Raw genomic sequence first — 18933 nt, forward strand, 5'->3', positions numbered from 1 at the left:
AGGCCATCCCCCGCTACCTCCTCATTGACAAGGCAGGCAGGATCGTGAACGCCAACGCCCCCCGCCCCAGCGAGCCGGACCTGCTGGAGAAGGAGCTGGATAAGCTGCTTAGGTAACTGTAAAAGCGGAGGTAGTTAGGATAGTGTAATCCTCTTGGGCAACGGCATGTTGTCTTTATCCTTTGATCCTGCTGAGACGAAGCTGCAAGTTGAAATAAGCATATTTGCCTTTCCTTCTAACATCTTAACCATGTAAAATAATGGGAAAGGGATAAGGCGGCCTCTTAATTTTAAGATTTTAGGAACACGCTGGCAGAAGAAAAGAAAGTGGCTGCGTCATCTATGGTAAGCTAGAGAATAAGTAAACACACCTTTCTTTTTTCCTGCCAATTTGGTTAAAATGGTTCCAAAACGCACTTAGGTACTTACGCCGCCTCCAGCCAATAGCTCTCCGGTACGCCCGCGTGCAGGCCTTTAATGGTGAGCAGGCACCCTTCCAGATCCTGTTGCAGCTGGCATTCCCAGATCACCAGAACCTGCCAGCCGGCTGCTTTTAATTTGGCGCGGTGCTGCTGGTCACGCGCTACATTGCGGGTGAATTTTTCACGCCAGAAGGCTGTGTTGCTTTTAGGCAGGGAAAGAGCACAGTGCGGGCAGCGGTGCCAGAAGCAGCCGTGCAGGAAAATTGCCAGCCTGCGGCCGGGATAGCAGACATCGGGCTTGCCCGGAAGATGTTTCCAGTGTACGCGATAGCCCCGTAGCCCTGCCTGCCACAAGGTTCGGCGCAGCAATAGCTCTGGCTGAGTGTCTTTGCTCTTGTTGCTGCGCATGTACCGGCTAACCTTCTCCTGGGCAGTAAGGGGAGGTGCCGTGGGTTTGTATGCCTTTTTCTTTGCCATGCTTCTGGTGTAGAAACAGAACGCAAATCAACGGCAGAGAGTGCCCGGGAGCAAACTCATTTATAGCAGTCTTACCAATTGAGGAAAAATGCGTTTCCGGGCCATTTTTCTGAAAACAGGCCAAAAACAGCCAGGAGGTGAAAGAGGGCAGCAGGGGTAAACGCTTGGGAGGCTGGTGCTTGGGCCTAGGGGGCGCGTGCGGTTCTGCCGGTGCGGCAGTGTTTGCCCGCCGTACCAGCCGTGGCGCTGGAAAGGATATGGGAAACAAGTTCACAGAAGTATTCTATTCCTGCTTGGGACTTCTATCTATTTATTGGTTCGTGAAAAAAGTCAAGCCCCTGCCGCCGGAGGGCGGGAGGGGCTTGACGGGTATCTTCCGGAAAGAAAGGTTAGTCTTTCACTTCCTCGGCGTCTGCAAACTGACCGCCGCTGTAGCTTACCAGTACAATGGCGCCAATGGCCACGGCGGCCACAGACAGAATCATCTGTACGGGGGTCATTTTCTGGCGTACTTTCAATAACATGTTTCCGGCGTCTGAGAGAAGCTCTGGCAGCACGTCATGGTTGCCCTGGTACACGTGCATGATAGATTCAACAGTGCGGGCAAAATCTTTGGGTTGTACTAGTTGGGCAGAAGTATTGGCTGATTGTTCCATAGTGAAGGTTCTGGTTTAGCGTATAAAAAAACATCCCGGCAGTGCCTTGTGTGGCCCTGCTGGGATGTGTATACGCAAGAAACCTCGCTTTGGTCAGGCAAAATCTCTGAATAAATCAGGCAACTTGCCCGCCCGCCCCGCGCACGGCCTCGTTGATTTTCTGAATGATCTTGTCTGGGCTGAACATCATGCTCGCCGGAAACGCCACATTCACGTTGTTGATCTGAAGAGACTGGCTTGCCTCGTCATACGCGTAATCTGCCGTTACGCCTTGCTTAGATACACGGCCGCTGTTGCCTTCTAATTCAATGCCGGCGGCGCTTAGTTTGCCTTTCAGGTTGTTGTACAACTCAGGGGTGATGCCGTTGTAGGTAGCGCTATTTGCCATAGGTCTGGTTATTTAAGTAGATGGTGAATCAAGGAATACAGTGTAACGCAAGGAGCAGTGGCAAGGTTAAGCTGCCGCTGGCGGCATAAAGGTAGTTGTTTTTGCCTGTTTTCAGGAAAACAGGCCAAAACGCATTTCCGGCATTATTTCTCAACCTTTGGCGGCTTTTTCAGGTACAGTTGAACTCTGAACAACCGCCCTCCATGAAAAGAAAAATTTTGCTGACACTACTGGGTTTCTTTTGCCTGTACGGGTTGGTGAGGGTCTTTTTTTCAGACCAGCCCAGTGAGGCGGTCCTGGGGCCTTCGCCGTTCCTGGGGGGGAATGTCCTGCACCACAACGCCCCAGACAGTGTAATGGTGAGTGCGGGCCGGCACTACCAGCTGGGTAAGGTGGGGGAGTTCTTTCTGGGGAAACATTACCGGGAGGTGTGGGCGGTGCCGGTGAAGGCCAAAGTGTTTCACATGCACGAGCAGAAAGGCGGCCTCCAGATAGAAAAGCTGGGCGGCGGTATGCAAACCACCAGCCTCACCCTCACAGACTCGGTGGGCCGTTTGTTTGCGTTGCGGTCTGTAGACAAAGACCCCATTGAGGTGCTGCCCCCCTTCTGGCGGAAAACATTTGTAGGCTCTTTTGTGCGGGACCAGATCTCAGCCACCAACCCGTATGCGGCCTTGGTGGTGGCCCCGCTGGCAGAGGCGGCCGGTGTCTTCCACCCCACGCCCAGCCTGGTGTACGTGCTGCCCTCAGATCAGGACTTTCAGCAGTATTCCAACCAATTTGGGAACAAGCTCTTTCTCATGGAGGAGAAGTTTACCACCAGGGCCTCGCTCACCAATAAGTTTGGGAACGCCACTGACTTGGTAGAGACAGAAGAAATGCTGGCGCGCCATTACCGCTCCAGCCACCACAGAATTGACCAGTGGGCGTACGCACGGGCCCGCCTGCTGGACCTGCTCATCAGTGACTGGGACCGCCATGAGGGGCAGTGGGACTGGGCAGAGTACCAGCAGAACGGTGAGACGTGGTACAAGCCCGTGCCCAAAGACCGGGACCAGGCTCTCTGCAAGTATGATGACGGCGTCATTCCCTGGATTGCCACCCGCAGGTTTGCGGCCAGAAAATTCTCCTCTTTCCACCCTGAGTTTCAAAATATCTTCGGGCTCACCATCAATGCCGCTTTTCTGGACGCCCGGGCGCTGCCCGAAGTCTCTTTGGTTGACTTTAAGAGGCTGGCCCGGGAGATGCAAATGGCTTTGACAGACTCAGTGCTGAGAATGGCGGTGCGCCGCTTTCCGCCGGCGGTGTATCAACTGGTGGGCGACGAGACCTACCAGAACCTGAAGAGCCGGTTAAAGCAACTGCCGCAGGCCGCCGAAGAATATTACAAGGTGCTGGCCAAAGAAGTAGCCGTGGTGGGGTCAGATGAGCGGGAGCGGTTTGTGGTCCAGCGCCTGTCACAGGGCAGAACCGTGGTAGAGGTCTTCAGGTTGGGCGAAAAGAATATCAACGGGACCAAAATCTACAGCCGCACTTTTTTTGCCAGCGAGACCGAGAAGATCAGCCTGTACGGGCTTGGGGGCGACGATTTCTTTGATCTGCGCGGGCATGCCGTGGTAGGGAGCTATGTCTATGTGTTCGGCGGAGCCGGTGGTGACCAGGTCACAGATGAGTCAACCGTAGAAGGGTGGCGCAAGAAGACAGTGGTGGAAGACACAGACCAGGGGGTGAAGCTGGTAGCAGGCCCTGAGACCGAGGCTAAGCTAGCCCGTGCGGCCGCAGAAGTCCCCTCCTTTGTACGGTTCAGGAAAAGGGAGTAGCGGTTGTTTCTGTTTTGGGGCTGTTTTCTGAAAAATAGCCCCAAAACGGCGGCGCAAGCAGATGCTTGCGCCCAGTCAATAATTTCAGGGCAAGAATGAAAAACGCTAATCAGGGTTTCAGTTTGTGTAGCCTCCGCATCAAAGCGTACACATGCTCTGTTATTAAAATAGCGGGTAAGTTAGAAGCCCTCTCCTTCAGGCAGAGGCTTTAGGAGGTAAGTTTGAGCAGGAATGTCTTCTGTTTTTGGCCTGTTTTCTAAAAAGTAGGCCAAAAACAGAAAAGCATGTTGGCCGCATCACACGCATGAGACAGCTTCTACACTTTTATGTTGCTGCCAATACGGTCAGAGACTTCATTGAATTTCTGCCGCACGCATTCGCCCAGATCCAGCCCCAACTGATCGGCCAGTAGATCAGCGTAGATCACTATGTCTGCCAGTTCTTTTCCTACGTCTTTCACGTCAATGCTGTCACCCCGCCTTATTTTCTTGATGAGGTTGCACATTTCGCCGGTTTCACCGGCAATGGCATTGCTCCAGTCAGCCAATGACCAGTCCAGGCAATTGTGATAGGCGGCAGACGTTTGGTTTCTGAGGCGGCTGGCGTGGGTGAGGTGGGAAAATTCCATAGTGGTTCAAATCTAAAAATTGAATATTGGAAAGAAAAGCAGAAAAAGGGTCATTAGGAAAAGGAGGGAGTAGAAAGATTTGTCCCTTATCTATTTATCTATAATTTCGCCAAAACCATAAAATTAACGTACCTCTTTTTTAAGCATGCGCAGATTCAGGCAATATGGTTCTGAGAGTCAATGATAATTTGATAACGGAAAGCGAATATTTGCTTATGCGAATCTTAGAATTAGGTTGTTAATCAATATTTTTTAATTTGCCGAGGTTTTAGAAAGTTCTAGCACTTTTATGGATAAATACTCTTATATAGCCAATGCGCATGGGGCGTATATAGATGAGCTATACAAACAATACCAACAAGACCCTGCTTCTGTAGAGTTTGGCTGGCAGAAATTTTTTGAGGGGTTTGACTTTTCCCAAAGCTACCCAAGCGAAAACGGGGAGGCGGCCCCAACTGCTTCTTCGGGCGCATCTTCTGCCAAAGGAGCTACCGCCGGTGAGGTGGACAAGGAAATTCAGGTGCGTAATCTAATCTACGCCTACCGTTCCCGTGGCCACCTGCGGTCAAACACCAACCCGGTTAGACCCCGCAAAGACCGCAAAGCGCTGTTAGACCTGTCTGACTTTGGGTTGTCTGAGGCTGATTTGGACACTAAATTCCAGAGCGGTTCAGAATTGGGTTTAGGCACGGCCAGCCTGCGCGATATTCTGGCTACCCTGAAAAAGGTGTATGAAAGAACCATCGGGTTTGAGTACATGTACATCAGAGACCCAGAGGTGCTGGAGTGGTTTAAGCAGAAGGCTGAGAAAGAGTCAGTAGACTTTAACCCTACTATTGAATACAAGAAGCGCATTCTGTCTAAGTTGAATGAGGCAGTGGTGTTTGAAAACTTCCTGCACACTAAGTTCTTAGGCCAGAAGCGTTTCTCACTGGAAGGTGGCGAAACTACTATCCCGGCGCTGGATGCCATCATTGACAAAGGTGCCGAGTTAGGCGTACAGGAAGTGGTGATTGGCATGGCGCACCGGGGCCGCCTGAACGTGCTGGCCAACATCATGGGCAAAACCTATGAGCAGATCTTCTCTGAGTTCCAGGGAACGGCCGTGCCAGACTTGACCATGGGTGACGGTGACGTGAAATACCACATGGGCTTCTCCAGTGAGATTGATACCCCGTATGGCCACAAGATCAACCTGAAGCTGGCACCCAACCCGTCTCACTTAGAGGCGGTGAACCCAGTGGTTGAGGGATTTGTGCGCGCCAAGCTGGACTCTATGTACGGCCGTGACACCAATAAAATACTGCCTATCCTCATTCACGGTGATGCGGCCGTGGCCGGCCAGGGCATTGGCTACGAGGTTACCCAAATGGCCAAACTGGAAGGGTACAGCACCGGCGGTACCATTCACTTTGTGATCAACAACCAGGTTGGTTTCACCACCGACTTTGAAGACGCCCGTTCTTCTATCTACAGCACTGACCTGGCCAAAATCATTGACGCGCCGGTGCTGCACGTAAACGGTGACGACCCGGAGGCGGTAGTGTTTGCCGTGCGTCTGGCTACGGAGTACCGTCAGAAATTCCATAATGATATTTTCATTGACATGGTGTGCTACCGCCGCCATGGGCACAATGAGGCAGATGAGCCTAAGTTCACGCAGCCACAGCTCTACAATCTCATCTCTAAGCACGCCAACCCCCGCGAGATCTATAACAAATCGCTGGTAAGCCGGGGAGAGGTAGATGCGAAGCTGGCAGATGAAATGGACCAGCACTTCCGCCAAACGCTTCAGGAGCGCCTGGATATGGTGAAGCAGGAACCGTTGCCTTACAACTACCAGGTGCTGGAGAAAGAGTGGCAGGAGCTGCGCCGCTCTACCCCAGAAGACTTCCATCAGTCGCCAGAAACGGGCGTGCCATTAGAGGCTATTGAGAAGGTAGGCAAAGCGCTGACTACGCTGCCAGAGAACTTCAAGCCGCTCAAGCAGATTGAAAAGCTTATCAAAGAGCGCCAGGATATGTTCTTTGAGAGCCGCTCATTGAACTGGGCCTCGGCGGAGTTGCTGGCCTACGGGTCTATCTTGCTAGATAACAAAATTGTGCGCATGAGCGGGCAGGATGTGCGCCGCGGTACGTTCTCGCATCGGCATGCGGTGGTGCGTGACGCCAATACCAACGCCGCCTACAACAACCTGAACCACATTCAGGAAGGCCAGCAGCAGCTGCAGATTTACAACTCGCTGCTGTCTGAGTACGGCGTGTTGGGCTTTGAATTCGGCTATGCCATGGCTAACCCCAACGCATTGGTGATTTGGGAAGCCCAGTTTGGTGACTTCGCCAACGGCGCGCAGGTTATGATTGACCAGTTCATCTCGTCTACTGAGTCTAAATGGCAGCGCATGAACGGCGTGGTGATGTTGTTGCCGCACGGTTATGAGGGCCAGGGGCCTGAGCACTCCAATGCCCGCCCAGAGCGCTTCCTGCAGTTGGCCGCTGAGTACAACATGTACGTGACCCAGTGTACCACGCCAGCCAACTTCTTCCACATGCTGCGCCGCCAGTTGGCCACGCCGTACCGCAAGCCGTGCATCCACATGTCGCCTAAGTCTATGCTGCGTCACCAGGCGGTGATGTCACCCATTGAAGACTTCGTGAACGGTTCATTCCAGGAGGTGATTGGTGACGGCTACGCCGATGCCAAGGCCGTGACCAAAGTGTTGCTGTGTACGGGTAAGGTCTACTATGACCTGCTGGAAGAGCAGCAGAGCACCAACCGCTCAGATGTGGCCATCATCCGGATGGAGCAGCTGCATCCGTTCCCAGAGGTGCAGTTGGTGCGTGAGCTGGAGAAATACCCTGAGGCCAAGATTTACTGGGTGCAGGAAGAGCCGTTCAACATGGGCGCCTGGACGTATATTCTGAGCGTGATGCGCAAGAACATTGATGACGTGGTATCACGTAAGCCAAGCTCTTCACCCGCTACCGGTTACAACAAAATTCACCAGAAAGAGCAGCGCAGCATCATTGAAAGAGCATTTAGCATTTAAATAAATATCAAGTCTGTTTTTGGCCTGTTTTTAGAAAAACAGCAAAAACAAACTTAAGGGACATCTTAAGCGAAAAGAAACTATGAGCTTAGAAGTAAAAGTACCGGTGGTTGGGGAATCCATCACGGAAGTAACCATTGCCAAATGGCTAAAACAAGACGGCGACCAGGTGGCCATGGACGAGGTAATCTGCGAACTGGAGTCAGACAAGGCTACGTTTGAGTTGCCCGCCGAGGCTGCCGGGGTGCTGAGAATCAAAGCCCAGGAAGGCGATACCATTCCAATTGGTGAAGTAATTTGCGTGATTGAAGGCGCTGGACAAGGAGCTTCTGCCCCGCAGCCTACCACGTCTGCCTCTCAAGATACGATCACTGAAAGCAAATCTGTGACGGATCCGCAGAGCACCGTAGCGGCAGAGAATACGCCAAGCCACGGCACCCAGAACCAGTCTACCACGGGTGGCGCAGCTGGTCAGACCATTGATGTGAAAATCCCGACGGTAGGGGAGTCTATCACCGAGGTGACCATCTCTAAATGGTTGAAAGCTGACGGTGACCAGGTAGCCATGGACGAGGTTCTATGTGAGCTGGAGTCTGACAAGGCTACGTTTGAATTACCAGCCGAAGCTGCGGGTGTGCTGCGCATAGTGGCGCAGGAAGGGGAAACTGTTGAGATTGGTGCCACCATCTGCCGCATTGAGGCGGGTGCCGGTTCAGGCGTGACTACGTCTCCTGCTCCACAGACGGCTCCTGCCGCCCAGCCGGCACAGGCTGCTTCTGCCCAGGGCGGTGGCGCTTCTACCTACGCCAGCGGCACGCCTTCGCCGGCGGCGGGGAAAATCCTTTCTGAGAAAGGCATCTCTGCTTCTGATGTAACCGGTTCTGGCCGTGACGGCCGAATCACAAAAGAAGATGCTCAGAACGCCCAGGCTCGTCCGGCGGCACAACCAGCCGCTGCTGCTTCCGCGCCAGCGGCCAAAGAATCTGCGGCATCGGCACCAGTCGCGGCGGGTTCTAGAAACTCACGCCGTGAGAAAATGAGCAGCCTGCGTAAAACTGTAGCGCGCCGTCTGGTGGCGGTGAAAAATGAAACGGCTATGTTAACCACCTTCAACGAGGTAGACATGAAGCCGATTATGGATATCAGGGCCAAATACAAAGACAAGTTCAAGGAGAAGCACGAAGTGGGCTTAGGATTTATGTCGTTCTTCGTGAAGGCGTGTACCGTGGCCTTGCAAGAGTGGCCAGCGGTGAACGCCCAGAGTGACGGCGGTGAAATGGTCTTCAACGACTTCTGCGATATCTCTATTGCCGTGTCTGCGCCTAAAGGTCTGGTGGTGCCGGTTATCCGGAACGCCGAAGGTCTGAGCCTGGACGGTATTGAGAAAGAAGTGGTAAGATTGGCTAAGCGTGCCCGTGAGAACAAACTGGGCATTGACGAGATGACCGGCGGTACGTTCACCATCACCAACGGTGGCGTGTTCGGGTCTATGATGTCTACGCCTATCATTAACGCGCCGCAGAGTGCTATCTTGGGCATGCACAATATTGTGAACCGCCCGGTGGCTATCAACAACCAGGTGGAAATTAGACCCATGATGTACCTGGCGCTTTCATATGACCACCGCATTATTGACGGTCGTGAGTCAGTGAGCTTCCTGGTGCGCGTGAAGGAGTTGCTGGAAGACCCAATGAGATTGTTGCTTGGAGTCTAACCGATAAAATCAATGAAGGAGGGGTGAACAGAAGGTTTGCTCCTCCTTTATTCTAATCAGTAGCAGAAGCAAAGATTGCTAGTCATCTTTCCTTATTTGTCATCCTGAAAGGATCTTGGTGGCGAACGGTAAGAATATGTAGTGAGCGCATATCTAGCTTGCCCACAAGATCCTTCCAAGATGACAGCACGGAGACGTTTTTGACCTCTTTTCCCGAAAACAGGCCAAAAACGGTCTTAAGACTTTTGCTTCTGCATCATATTGTTTTTGAGAACGGGAATTCTTTCCTTCATAAAAAGAAAAACCATGAAATACGATGTAACGGTTATTGGTTCTGGTCCTGGGGGCTACGTAGCGGCTATTCGCTGTGCGCAGTTGGGCCTGAAAACAGCCATCATTGAAAAATATTCGGTGCTGGGCGGTACTTGCCTGAACGTGGGCTGTATTCCGTCTAAGGCGCTGCTGGATTCATCTGAGCACTTCCACAACGCGGCGCATACCTTTAAGGAGCACGGCATTGAGCTGGAGAACCTGCAGGTGAACCTGGAGCAGATGATTACCCGCAAGAGCGGCGTGATTAAGTCTAACAACGACGGGATTGCCTACCTCATGAAGAAGAACAAGGTAGACGTGTACAACGGCTTAGGCTCCTTTGTGAACAAGAACACCATCAAAATCACGGGCCAGGACGGCGCTGAGCAGCAGATTGAGACGGACAAAACCATCATTGCCACTGGTTCTAAGCCGGTAAACCTGCCTTTCCTGCCCGTTGATAAAAACCGCATCATCACTTCTACCGAAGCGTTAACCTTAAAAGAGGTTCCCAAGCACCTGATTGTGATTGGCGGCGGCGTGATTGGTCTGGAGTTGGGTTCTGTGTATGCCCGCCTAGGCGCGAAAGTGTCTGTGGTAGAATACACAGATGCCATTATCCCTACCATGGACCGCGCCCTTGGGAAAGAATTACAGCGCGTCTTGAAGAAAACCCTCGGCTTTGAGTTCTTCTTCGGGCACAAGGTAACGGGTGCGCAGGTAGAAGGCGAAGGCGTGAAAGTAACCGCTGAGTCTCCTAAAGGTCAGGAAGTGACGTTTGAAGGTGATTACTGCTTAGTATCTGTAGGCCGTAAACCCTATACAGAAGGCTTGGGCTTAGAGAACGCAGGCGTGCAGTTAGGTGAGCGTGGTATGATTGCCGTAGATGACCACCTGCAAACCAACGTGCCCGGCATCTACGCCATTGGCGACGTGGTGCGTGGTGCTATGTTGGCGCACAAAGCCGAAGAAGAAGGGGTTTTGGTAGCCGAGCAGATTGTTGGGCAGAAGCCGCACATCAATTATAACCTCATCCCAGGCGTAGTGTACACCTGGCCGGAAGTAGCCGGTGTTGGTTTTACGGAGGAGCAACTGAAAGCCCAAGGCGTAGCCTACAAGACGGGTTCGTTCCCCTTCAAAGCCTCCGGCCGCGCCAAAGCGTCTATGGACACAGACGGTTTCGTGAAGGTGTTGGCAGATGCCAAAACCGATGAGATTCTGGGCGTGCATATGATTGGACCGCGTGCGGCAGACATGATTGCCGAGGCGGTGGTAGCCATGGAATTCAGGGCCTCGGCCGAAGATGTGGCCCGCATGAGCCATGCGCACCCAACCTATACTGAGGCCATGAAAGAAGCCTGTTTAGCGGCTACTGAGAACAGAGCTATTCATATATAGGGTTTAGCTGCTGCTTTATAAAATAGAACGCTCTCCTGATTTCAGGAGAGGCGTTCTATTTTACAAGCGTTTTAAGGCTGTTTTTCTAAAAATAGCTCAAAAACAGAACTTAGAAGTTCCACCCGAAGGTGACTACAAAGTTGGTGTTCTCATGCTTGTTTTCAGTGAGAGGGGTAATGGCCTCGTCATAGACAGAATCAGGTGAGCCAAACTCCAGATTGGAATAAGGGCTATACAGGCTCTTGTACTTGCTATACACCAAGGCGGCGTCAATAAAGTAGTTAGTCTGTCTCAGGCCAAAACCGCCCGTAAAGAAGGTTTTTGACTGATCAACATTGCTGTTCTTCATAGGGTCGCCGTACAAGCCTACACCACCTCTCAGCCTGAAGATGTCAATGCGGGCCTCCGCTCCAAATCTATAATTCATGGCACTTTGGTAGCTGTTGCGGGCCGCTTGGTTGGCGTTTTGAAAAGAGGCATCATTGGAGCTTAACCGGCCATTAGCGTAATTCACATATTCCACATCGGCGGTGATAAAGCCATTTTTGCCTAAGAACACGGCAGCGCCACCACTGGCCCTAAAGGGCGTGGTGAGGTTGTACTCAAACTCCCCAAGATCGGTTGTGGCATATTCTACATCATTGGTGAACATGCCCGTTGTGTAGTTAACCGTCAAGTTAGTGCTGTACTGGTCAACCAAAGTGTACCAGGTGGGAGTTTGAACGGCAACGCCTAACCTAAGCACATCTGAAGGGCGGTAGATGGCTCCTACTTTTAGCATGACCCCGGTTCCTTCAGTCGTTAGGTTGTCCTGGAGCCGAAAATTTTGCAGGCCAGACTGCGGGCTTTCAGCAACAGTAGGTCCGGTTTCAGAATAGGTTCTTGTCTGCTTAAACCGTACGCTGGTGATACCAATAGAGGCTCCCAGAAACAATTTGTCTCTAAAGCTGGCTCCGTAAGATAAGTCCCACTGGTTTTGTGAACCACTGGTGACAATGCTCTCTTGAAAAGGAGTGGCTACCAGTGCGCGGGTAATAGGGTCATTCTCATTGGCGGGTACCACAGAATAGTCTGGGGCGTAATAAAATCCTCCAGCTTCATCAAACGTGATGAGTCCAGTTTCATATGCTAAATAAGATTCATCAAATGCATTTGCCCCCTCTGTAGTTGAGTTGGCTAATTGGTCAGCATACTCGGCAAATTTTAACGCACCCCTTGGTGAGGTGCCGCGGTAGGTCATGCGCTGGTTGAAATTGTTCAGCCGGGTGAGCCCCAGGCCAAAAGACCCAGACCGCCAATCTCCTTCCTCGTCATCAGCCTTGCGGGTAGTGATCACTATCCCCACCTGAGGGATATTAAGGTTATTGCGGTTGTCCATGGCTGAGGTGCCAAAGACAGAACTGTTGGTCTCGTTGAAGTTAAGCCCGGCAGAAACAGTCACCTCTGAACGTCTGAACAAACCTAAGCCGGCTGGGTTAGCTGAGAAAGACCCGGCATCGCCGCCTAAGGCAACATTGGCGCCAGAGAGCCCTAAGGAACGGGCAGTGCCCCCAAAATCTGTGCGTGAATAACGAAGGACGTCTGTCTCGCTTTGAGCAAAGCCCTTCCCGGCACTGCCTAGCAGGGCCAGGCAGGCCAAAAGAAAGCTATATTTTTTCATGTGCTTTTAAAGAAAAGAGAGATTAGTTTCTGCCTCTGCGTCCGCCGCCTGAGCTAGAGCCCGAGCTGGAGCCGCTGCTGCTGCTTCTAGAAGGGAAGGATGAAGAGGAAGAAGATGATCTGGAAGGCTCATAAGAAGGTCTGCTCTGCTCATAAGAGCGGGAAGACTCTCTTTGGTAATCATTGTTCTGGCTGGCAGATGGGGCCGGAGACTCTCTGCGGCGTCTGCTTCGCTGGGCCTCACTGCTTCTGCTTCCAGAGTTTGACGGCGTTGGCGTATAAACCGGCTGTTCTGACCCGCTTGACCGTCTGGTGCGGGCATTCACAGGCTGAGGCTGCTCTGAAACGCTGCCAGGGTAAGAAGATCTTCCGGTGGTACGTCTAGAGCGGGTGCCTTCGTCTATCTGCGCATTAGAAACTCTGGAGCCGGAGCTTGGGGTGATGCCGCCGCGGGTTCCTCTGACTGCATTCTGGCTTGAGCTACCGCCAAGGTTAGAACTTCTGTCACGACGCGGGGCGTAGTTCACCTTTCTGGCCACAACACCGCCTCCGTAATAGCCCCCGTCATAGAAGCCGCCGCCGTAGTAGCCGCCATAGCGGTAAGGGTTGTATCTGCCGTAGCCGTAGTAACCCCATGGGTCATAGAAGCGACCGTACCCGCCGTAGCCCCAGCCGTAGCCTATGCCAATAGAGACAGAAATGCCAGTACGGGGCCACCAAGGATCATAAAGGGCCATGCCGGGGCCGTAAAACGGATCATACCAGGGGTCCATCATCATCGCTCTGGAATAGTAGCGGCCAGGGTAGAAAAATGGGTCACGGTACGCATAATACGGGTTGCCAAAGGGCGCATCATAGTACGAGTACTGGTAAGGGTCATTAGAAGCTCTGCGGGTCTTGCCAGAATAGGTTTCGGGGTCGCTCTCCCGCTCGGTAATGTCTCCAGAAGAGTTGGCCGCATACCCTTCAGTGGCCTCAGGGGCATATTCAGGTTCTACATACGTGACTTTGTCTGAGGAGGAGAAGTACACGTCATCCACTTCGCTGGTCTGCAGATTGGACGTCGTGCTGCACCCGGCCGCCAAAAATCCCAGCAGCGGCAAGAGGTACAGTTTATGGGAAAAATATTTCATGAGTTGTAGTAGTTGGAATGGATGCTAATTCAGATTCACAAAACTAGGTAACACGAGTATCCGGATCACCAACGTTTCTATTACAAGATATTAACGTATTTTTGAGCCGAAAAGGTATAGAAGCGTTCAAAGAAAAAACAAGCAAATTCTATGCCGGATTATTAAAGAATTTCTATATATTTCTCTTTTTCAAAGATACTTAAAATGAGCAAAGGGTTGCCTAAGCGTAGTGAGGATTATTCACTGTGGTACAATGAATTGGTTAAGCGGGCCGGCCTGGCCGAAAACTCCGCCGTGCGGGGCTGTATGGTCATTAAACCGTACGGGTATGCCATTTGGGAGAAAATGCAGCGCGTATTAGATGATATGTTCAAAGCAACAGGACATTCTAATGCGTACTTCCCCCTATTCGTGCCCAAAAGTTTGTTTGAGGCCGAAGAGCAGAACGCCGAGGGTTTTGCCAAGGAGTGCGCCGTGGTGACCCACTACCGCCTGCAAACCGACCCCGACAAACCCGGCAAGCTGCGCGTAGACCCCAATGCCCGCCTGGAGGAAGAGCTCATTGTGCGCCCCACCTCTGAGGCCATCATCTGGAACACCTACAAAGGCTGGATCCAGAGCTACCGTGATTTGCCCTTGCTCATCAACCAGTGGGCCAACGTAGTGCGCTGGGAAATGCGCACCCGCCTGTTTCTGCGTACCGCCGAGTTCCTGTGGCAGGAAGGCCACACCGCCCACGCCACTTCCAAAGAAGCCGTAGAGGAAACCGAACGCATGCTGCACGTCTACGCTGATTTCGCCGAGAATTTTCTGGCCCTGCCGGTGATTAGAGGTAAGAAAACCCCCAATGAGCGCTTTGCCGGGGCTTTGGATACTTACTGCATTGAAGGCCTCATGCAAGACGGGAAAGCCCTGCAGGCCGGTACGTCGCACTTCCTGGGACAGAACTTCGCGCAGGCGTTTGACGTGAAGTTCGCCACCAGAGAAGGCGTGCTGGAGCACGTGTGGGGAACCTCCTGGGGCGTGAGCACCCGTTTAATGGGAGCCCTGGTCATGGCGCACTCAGATGATGAAGGCTTGGTATTGCCTCCCAAACTGGCGCCTATCCAGGTGGTGATTGTGCCCATCTACAAAGGCGAAGAGCAACTGGCGCAAATCTCTGAGAAGGTGCTGGCCCTGAAAAAACAACTGGAGGCCAAAGGCATCAGTGTAAAATATGATGACCGCGACACCGAGCGCCCCGGCTTCAAGTTTGCCGAGTGGGAACTGAAAGGCGTGCCCGTGCGCATCGCCATTGGCGGGCGCGACCTGGAAAACGGCACCGCCGAAGTGGCCCGCCGCGACACCAAGGAGAAGTCCTCGCAGCAATTTGACGAGCTGGTGAACCTGGTGCCTGCGTTATTAGACGAGATTCAGGAAAACGTCTTCCAGAAAGCCCTGGCCTTCCGCGAAGCGAACACCACCAAAGTAGATTCTTACGAGGAGTTCAAGCGTATTCTGGACGAGAAACCCGGGTTTGTCTTAGCCCACTGGGACGGCACCCCGGAGACCGAAGAGCGCATCAAAGAGGAAACCAAAGCCACCATCCGCTGCATCGCCCTGGATTCACCGGAGGAAGACGGCGTGGACATGGTGACGGGCCAACCTTCTAAGCGCCGTGTGTACTTCGCCAGAGCGTACTAATAATTTAAAGATTGGGGAAGATGTGAAAAGGGCGTTTTCCTTTTCCTGCAGATAAAGAACGGGAGCTGCGTGAGTGGCTCTCGTTTCTGTTTTGAGCCTGTTTTAGGAAATTAAATCAAGAATGTAGCGTCGTTACCCTGTAACGACGTGTCGGCATGAAACGATAAAGCCTCTCCCAGAGAGACCATAATTTGAGCCCATAAGCAATGTAGGTTGAATGATCTGGTTCTCTGGTTTAGAGCCTATGCCGCTGCGTGGAAACACGCCGTTACAGGGTAACGACGCTACGGATTTCTGTTTTTTGGCCTGATTTCCAGAAAACAGGTCAAAAACGGGAAATGAATGTAGAACCGGACCTGCGCAACTTTTGTACCTTTGCCTTTCAACCCTTCAACCTGTTTCACATGAAAAGCATTGCCATCTTCTGCGGTGCCCAGAGCGGCCATAACCCGGTGTACCAAAAAGCCGCCCAGGCACTGGGAACCTTGTTCGCCCAGAAAGGTGTCAGGCTGGTGTACGGCGGCGGCAAAGTGGGGCTGATGGGCGTGATTGCCGATGCCGTGCTGGCGGGCGGCGGCGAGGTGGTGGGCGTGATTCCGCAGAGCCTCATGGACATGGAGGTGGGGCACCCGGGGTTGACCCAACTGCACGTGGTGCAGACCATGCACGAGCGCAAGGCCTTGATGGCCGCCGAGTCAGATGCGTTTGTGGCCATGCCCGGCGGCTTTGGCACGTTTGACGAGTTCTGCGAGATTGTGACCTGGAACCAGATCAACATCATTCAAAAGCCTTTTGCGCTTTTCAATGTGAACGGCTATTTCAACCCGTTCCTGCAGATGCTGGACCACGCCACCGCCGAAGGCTTCCTGAAACCAGAGCAACGGGCCAACGTGCTGGTGTCTGACCAGGGCGAGGACTTGATGAATCTGGTGCTGCAAAAAGCATCGGCCGTGGCCGAAGACTGGGTGGATTTCAAGCGCATCTGATTTTTCTGTTTTCGGCCTGTTTTTCAGAAAGTAGCTCAAAAACAGCGTTGAATTCAACTGGAACAGCGCCTGCTCCAAAAGGCCTGGCAGCGTCTGGAGGGCCTGCGAGTGTCTGGACCCAATGCTTTTACCACCGACTCACCCTCATTTAACCTTCTCCCTGAGAGGGAAGGAACGCCGCTAATGCGTTTTCGCCTGTTTCCCCAAAAACAGGCCGAAAACAGAAATAGCCACGGCACCTGCCGTGGCTATTTCTGTAATATGCTGTCGTGCTACGTGATACGCACTACCTGCTACGCTTATTCCGCCTCCTGCACCAGCTGCACCACGGTGTTGACCCAGGTGGGGTGCGTGTTACAGCTTTCTACCAGTTGCCAGTGTTCGCCGCCGGCTTTCTCAAACTCCTCTTTGAACTCTTCGCCCACCTCAATGGTGGTTTCCAGGCAGTCGGCCACAAAGGCGGGGCTGAAGGCCAGCACGCTCTTCACGCCGTTGGCGGCCAGTTCTTTCAAGATATTGTCTGTGTAGGGTTGCAGCCACGGGTCTTTGCCCAGGCGCGACTGAAACGCCACCGTATATTTTCCTTCGGGGATGTTGAGGGCCTTGGCCAGCTGGCGCGAGGTCTCAAAACACTGCGCGCGGTAGCAGTAGCGGTTACGGCTGTGGTACGTGTTGCAGCAGGCGCCCAACTGGCAGTAGCCTTTGGTGCTGGCCTTGAGAATCTGCCGCTCCGGCACGCCGTGGTAACTGAACACAAAATGGTCATAGTCCCGCTTGGCCATGTGCGTCTGGGCAATCTCTGCGAAGGTATTGATAAAGCCGGGGTGGTTGCAGAACGTGCTGATGAACTTGATGTCTGGGATCACCTCCCAGGTGCCCACCACCTCCATCACCTTCTCCTGCACCGAGCCCGTGGTGGCCGAGGCGTACTGCGGGAACAGCGGCAGCACAATGATGCGGTCCACCACCTTGTCTTGGAGCTCTTGCAGGGCGCTTTCAATGCTGGGGCTTTGGTACCGCATGCCCAGGGCCACGTGGTAGTTCTTGCCCAACCGTTCCTGCACCAGTTTCTGCAGGTCCAGGCCGTGGTACAGCAGCGGCGAACCGCGGTCGGTCCAGAGTTCTTTATAGATCTTCGCCGATTTAGGCGCCCTAAACGGGGCGATGATGCCGTTCACCAACAGGTAACGGTTTACGGCCGGGATGTCAATCACCCGTTTGTCTAAAAGGAATTCGCGAAGGTATTTTCTAACGTGGGGCACGCTGGGCGAATCTGGGGTGCCCAGGTTCACCAACAATACTCCTGTTTTTCCAGGGAGTCCACTTTTCATAAGCCTGATATTAGATTGCAAAGGTACATATTTGGGAGGCAGCAGGCACAGAACCAGCCCGTAAACTCTATAGATATTCCTTATAGGCCATAGAGTGTATAGAACCTGGGGTTTTGCTTTTTCTGTTTTGGGGCTGTTTTCAGAAAAACAGCCCCAAAACAGAAAAAGTACGGGGGCTGGTTCTGTCAACCGGCGCGTGCTGGGTTACTGCTGCAACTGTTTTTCTGGCTAAAGGTTTACCGCTCAGCGTTATTTTACGTCTTTATCAATCTCTTGATACTTTAGCCGTGATACTCAATACGATCTAAAAAAGCGTTACCTTTGCAAATTGTTTTCAAAAAGAGGTTAAAATGGCAGAACAGCCGCACAAAGCAGGGTTTGTAAGCATCATTGGGAAGCCCAACGTGGGCAAGTCTACCCTAATGAACGTGATGGTGGGCGAGAAGCTCTCCATTATCACGTCTAAGGCGCAGACCACCCGCCACCGCATTATGGGTATCCTGAACAGTGACAATTTCCAGATTGTCTATTCAGACACGCCCGGCATCATTCAGCCGCAGTACGAGCTGCACGAGTCTATGATGCGGTTTGTGCATTCGTCTCTAGAAGACGCAGATGTCATTCTCTTTGTGACCGATATTTATGAGAAGCATGATGAGAGCGAGGTGGTAGAGCGCCTGCGCAAGGCAAAAGCCCCCATTCTGCTGCTCATCAACAAGATTGACCAGGCCACCCAGGAAGACGTAGTAGCCAAAATTGCCTACTGGAAAGAGCAGCTGCCCGCGCAGGAGTACCTGCCCATTTCGGCGCTGCACAGCCAGGGCACGCCCGGCGTCTTCCAGAAGATTCTGGACCTGCTGCCGGAGCACCCGCCCTATTACCCCAAAGATGAACTAACTGACAAACCGGAGCGTTTCTTTGCCGCCGAAATGATACGGGAGAAGATTTTTCTGAACTACAAGAAAGAGATTCCTTACAGCTGTGAGGTAGTGATTGAAGAGTTCAAAGAAGACGAAGACATCATTAGAATGCGCGCTGAGATCAGCGTGGAGCGCAAAAGCCAGAAAGGCATTGTGATAGGCAACAAAGGCGAGGCCCTGAAGAAAGTAGGCACGCAGGCCCGCCTGGACATGGAGGAGTTCTTCCAGAAGAAAGTGTTCCTGGACCTGTACGTGCGCGTGAACGAAAACTGGCGCGCAGACAAGCGCCTGCTGGACAGGTTTGGGTATAACAGCATATAGTTGTTAGTTATTCGTTACTAGTTGTTGGTTTAAAGAG

General features: G+C 52.6%; 14 protein-coding genes. 7 read left to right on the plus strand and 7 right to left on the minus strand.

All coding sequences use genetic code 11. The features are described 5' to 3' along the window. Positions 1 to 424 precede the first annotated feature (424 nt). The 3 genes from A8O25_RS07470 to A8O25_RS07480 all read right to left on the minus strand — a co-directional run bounded on the left by A8O25_RS07470 (position 425) and on the right by A8O25_RS07480 (position 1942). Positions 425 to 898 carry a very short patch repair endonuclease gene (locus tag A8O25_RS07470; RefSeq protein ID WP_066832891.1) on the minus strand — a complete coding sequence of 158 codons (474 nt, stop codon included), beginning with the start codon at positions 896 to 898 and terminating at the stop codon, positions 425 to 427. A 389-nt stretch (positions 899 to 1287) separates the two neighbouring features. Beyond that, positions 1288 to 1554 carry a hypothetical protein gene (locus A8O25_RS07475; protein WP_066832894.1) on the minus strand — a complete coding sequence of 89 codons (267 nt, stop codon included), beginning with the start codon at positions 1552 to 1554 and terminating at the stop codon, positions 1288 to 1290. 115 nt (positions 1555 to 1669) lie between these two features. Beyond that, positions 1670 to 1942 (minus strand): hypothetical protein, encoded by a 273-nt coding sequence (locus A8O25_RS07480; RefSeq protein ID WP_066832896.1) that lies wholly within the window; start codon positions 1940 to 1942, stop codon positions 1670 to 1672. A gap of 203 nt (positions 1943 to 2145) precedes the next feature. Between A8O25_RS07480 and A8O25_RS07485 the strand changes: the two genes are divergently transcribed. Next, positions 2146 to 3762 carry a hypothetical protein gene (locus A8O25_RS07485; RefSeq protein WP_066832898.1) on the plus strand — a complete coding sequence of 539 codons (1617 nt, stop codon included), beginning with the start codon at positions 2146 to 2148 and terminating at the stop codon, positions 3760 to 3762. A 316-nt stretch (positions 3763 to 4078) separates the two neighbouring features. Here A8O25_RS07485 and A8O25_RS07490 read toward each other — a convergent pair whose 3' ends face one another. Further along, positions 4079 to 4390 carry a MazG nucleotide pyrophosphohydrolase domain-containing protein gene (locus A8O25_RS07490; protein WP_066832900.1) on the minus strand — a complete coding sequence of 104 codons (312 nt, stop codon included), beginning with the start codon at positions 4388 to 4390 and terminating at the stop codon, positions 4079 to 4081. Positions 4391 to 4679: 289 nt separating this feature from the next. On the opposite strand from A8O25_RS07490, the gene A8O25_RS07495 reads away from it, so the two are divergent. From A8O25_RS07495 to lpdA, 3 genes are all read left to right on the plus strand, one after another. Beyond that, positions 4680 to 7439, plus strand: coding sequence for a 2-oxoglutarate dehydrogenase E1 component (locus tag A8O25_RS07495; RefSeq protein WP_066832901.1), 2760 nt, complete (start codon positions 4680 to 4682; stop codon positions 7437 to 7439). A gap of 82 nt (positions 7440 to 7521) precedes the next feature. Continuing rightward, complete coding sequence (gene odhB / locus A8O25_RS07500) at positions 7522 to 9153, plus strand: 2-oxoglutarate dehydrogenase complex dihydrolipoyllysine-residue succinyltransferase (protein ID WP_066832903.1); 1632 nt, start codon at positions 7522 to 7524, stop codon at positions 9151 to 9153. Between the two features lie 306 nt (positions 9154 to 9459). Then, positions 9460 to 10863 (plus strand): dihydrolipoyl dehydrogenase, encoded by a 1404-nt coding sequence (gene lpdA, locus A8O25_RS07505; protein WP_066833095.1) that lies wholly within the window; start codon positions 9460 to 9462, stop codon positions 10861 to 10863. Between the two features lie 109 nt (positions 10864 to 10972). Here the strand turns inward: lpdA and A8O25_RS07510 are convergent, their stop codons facing one another. Both A8O25_RS07510 and A8O25_RS07515 read right to left on the minus strand, forming a co-directional pair. Continuing rightward, positions 10973 to 12523, minus strand: coding sequence for an OmpP1/FadL family transporter (locus A8O25_RS07510; protein WP_066832906.1), 1551 nt, complete (start codon positions 12521 to 12523; stop codon positions 10973 to 10975). A gap of 22 nt (positions 12524 to 12545) precedes the next feature. Beyond that, a complete protein-coding gene (locus tag A8O25_RS07515) occupies positions 12546 to 13655 on the minus strand; it encodes a hypothetical protein (RefSeq protein ID WP_066832915.1) in 1110 nt (369 codons plus the stop codon). A gap of 204 nt (positions 13656 to 13859) precedes the next feature. Here A8O25_RS07515 and proS point away from each other — a divergent pair, with 204 nt between their 5' ends. Together proS and A8O25_RS07525 are read left to right on the plus strand one after the other, a co-directional pair. Beyond that, a complete protein-coding gene (proS, locus tag A8O25_RS07520) occupies positions 13860 to 15338 on the plus strand; it encodes a proline--tRNA ligase (RefSeq protein WP_066832918.1) in 1479 nt (492 codons plus the stop codon). A gap of 338 nt (positions 15339 to 15676) precedes the next feature. After that, entirely contained in the window at positions 15677 to 16324 is a 648-nt protein-coding gene (locus A8O25_RS07525) for an LOG family protein (protein WP_241498955.1), read from the plus strand. A 299-nt stretch (positions 16325 to 16623) separates the two neighbouring features. Here A8O25_RS07525 and hemH read toward each other — a convergent pair whose 3' ends face one another. Further along, positions 16624 to 17655, minus strand: coding sequence for a ferrochelatase (gene hemH, locus A8O25_RS07530; RefSeq protein WP_066832921.1), 1032 nt, complete (start codon positions 17653 to 17655; stop codon positions 16624 to 16626). Positions 17656 to 18005: 350 nt separating this feature from the next. On the opposite strand from hemH, the gene era reads away from it, so the two are divergent. Continuing rightward, complete coding sequence (gene era, locus A8O25_RS07535; RefSeq protein WP_066832924.1) at positions 18006 to 18896, plus strand: GTPase Era; 891 nt, start codon at positions 18006 to 18008, stop codon at positions 18894 to 18896. Positions 18897 to 18933 lie beyond the last annotated feature (37 nt).

This window comes from Rufibacter ruber, assembly GCF_001647275.1.
Classification (GTDB): domain Bacteria; phylum Bacteroidota; class Bacteroidia; order Cytophagales; family Hymenobacteraceae; genus Nibribacter; species Nibribacter ruber_C.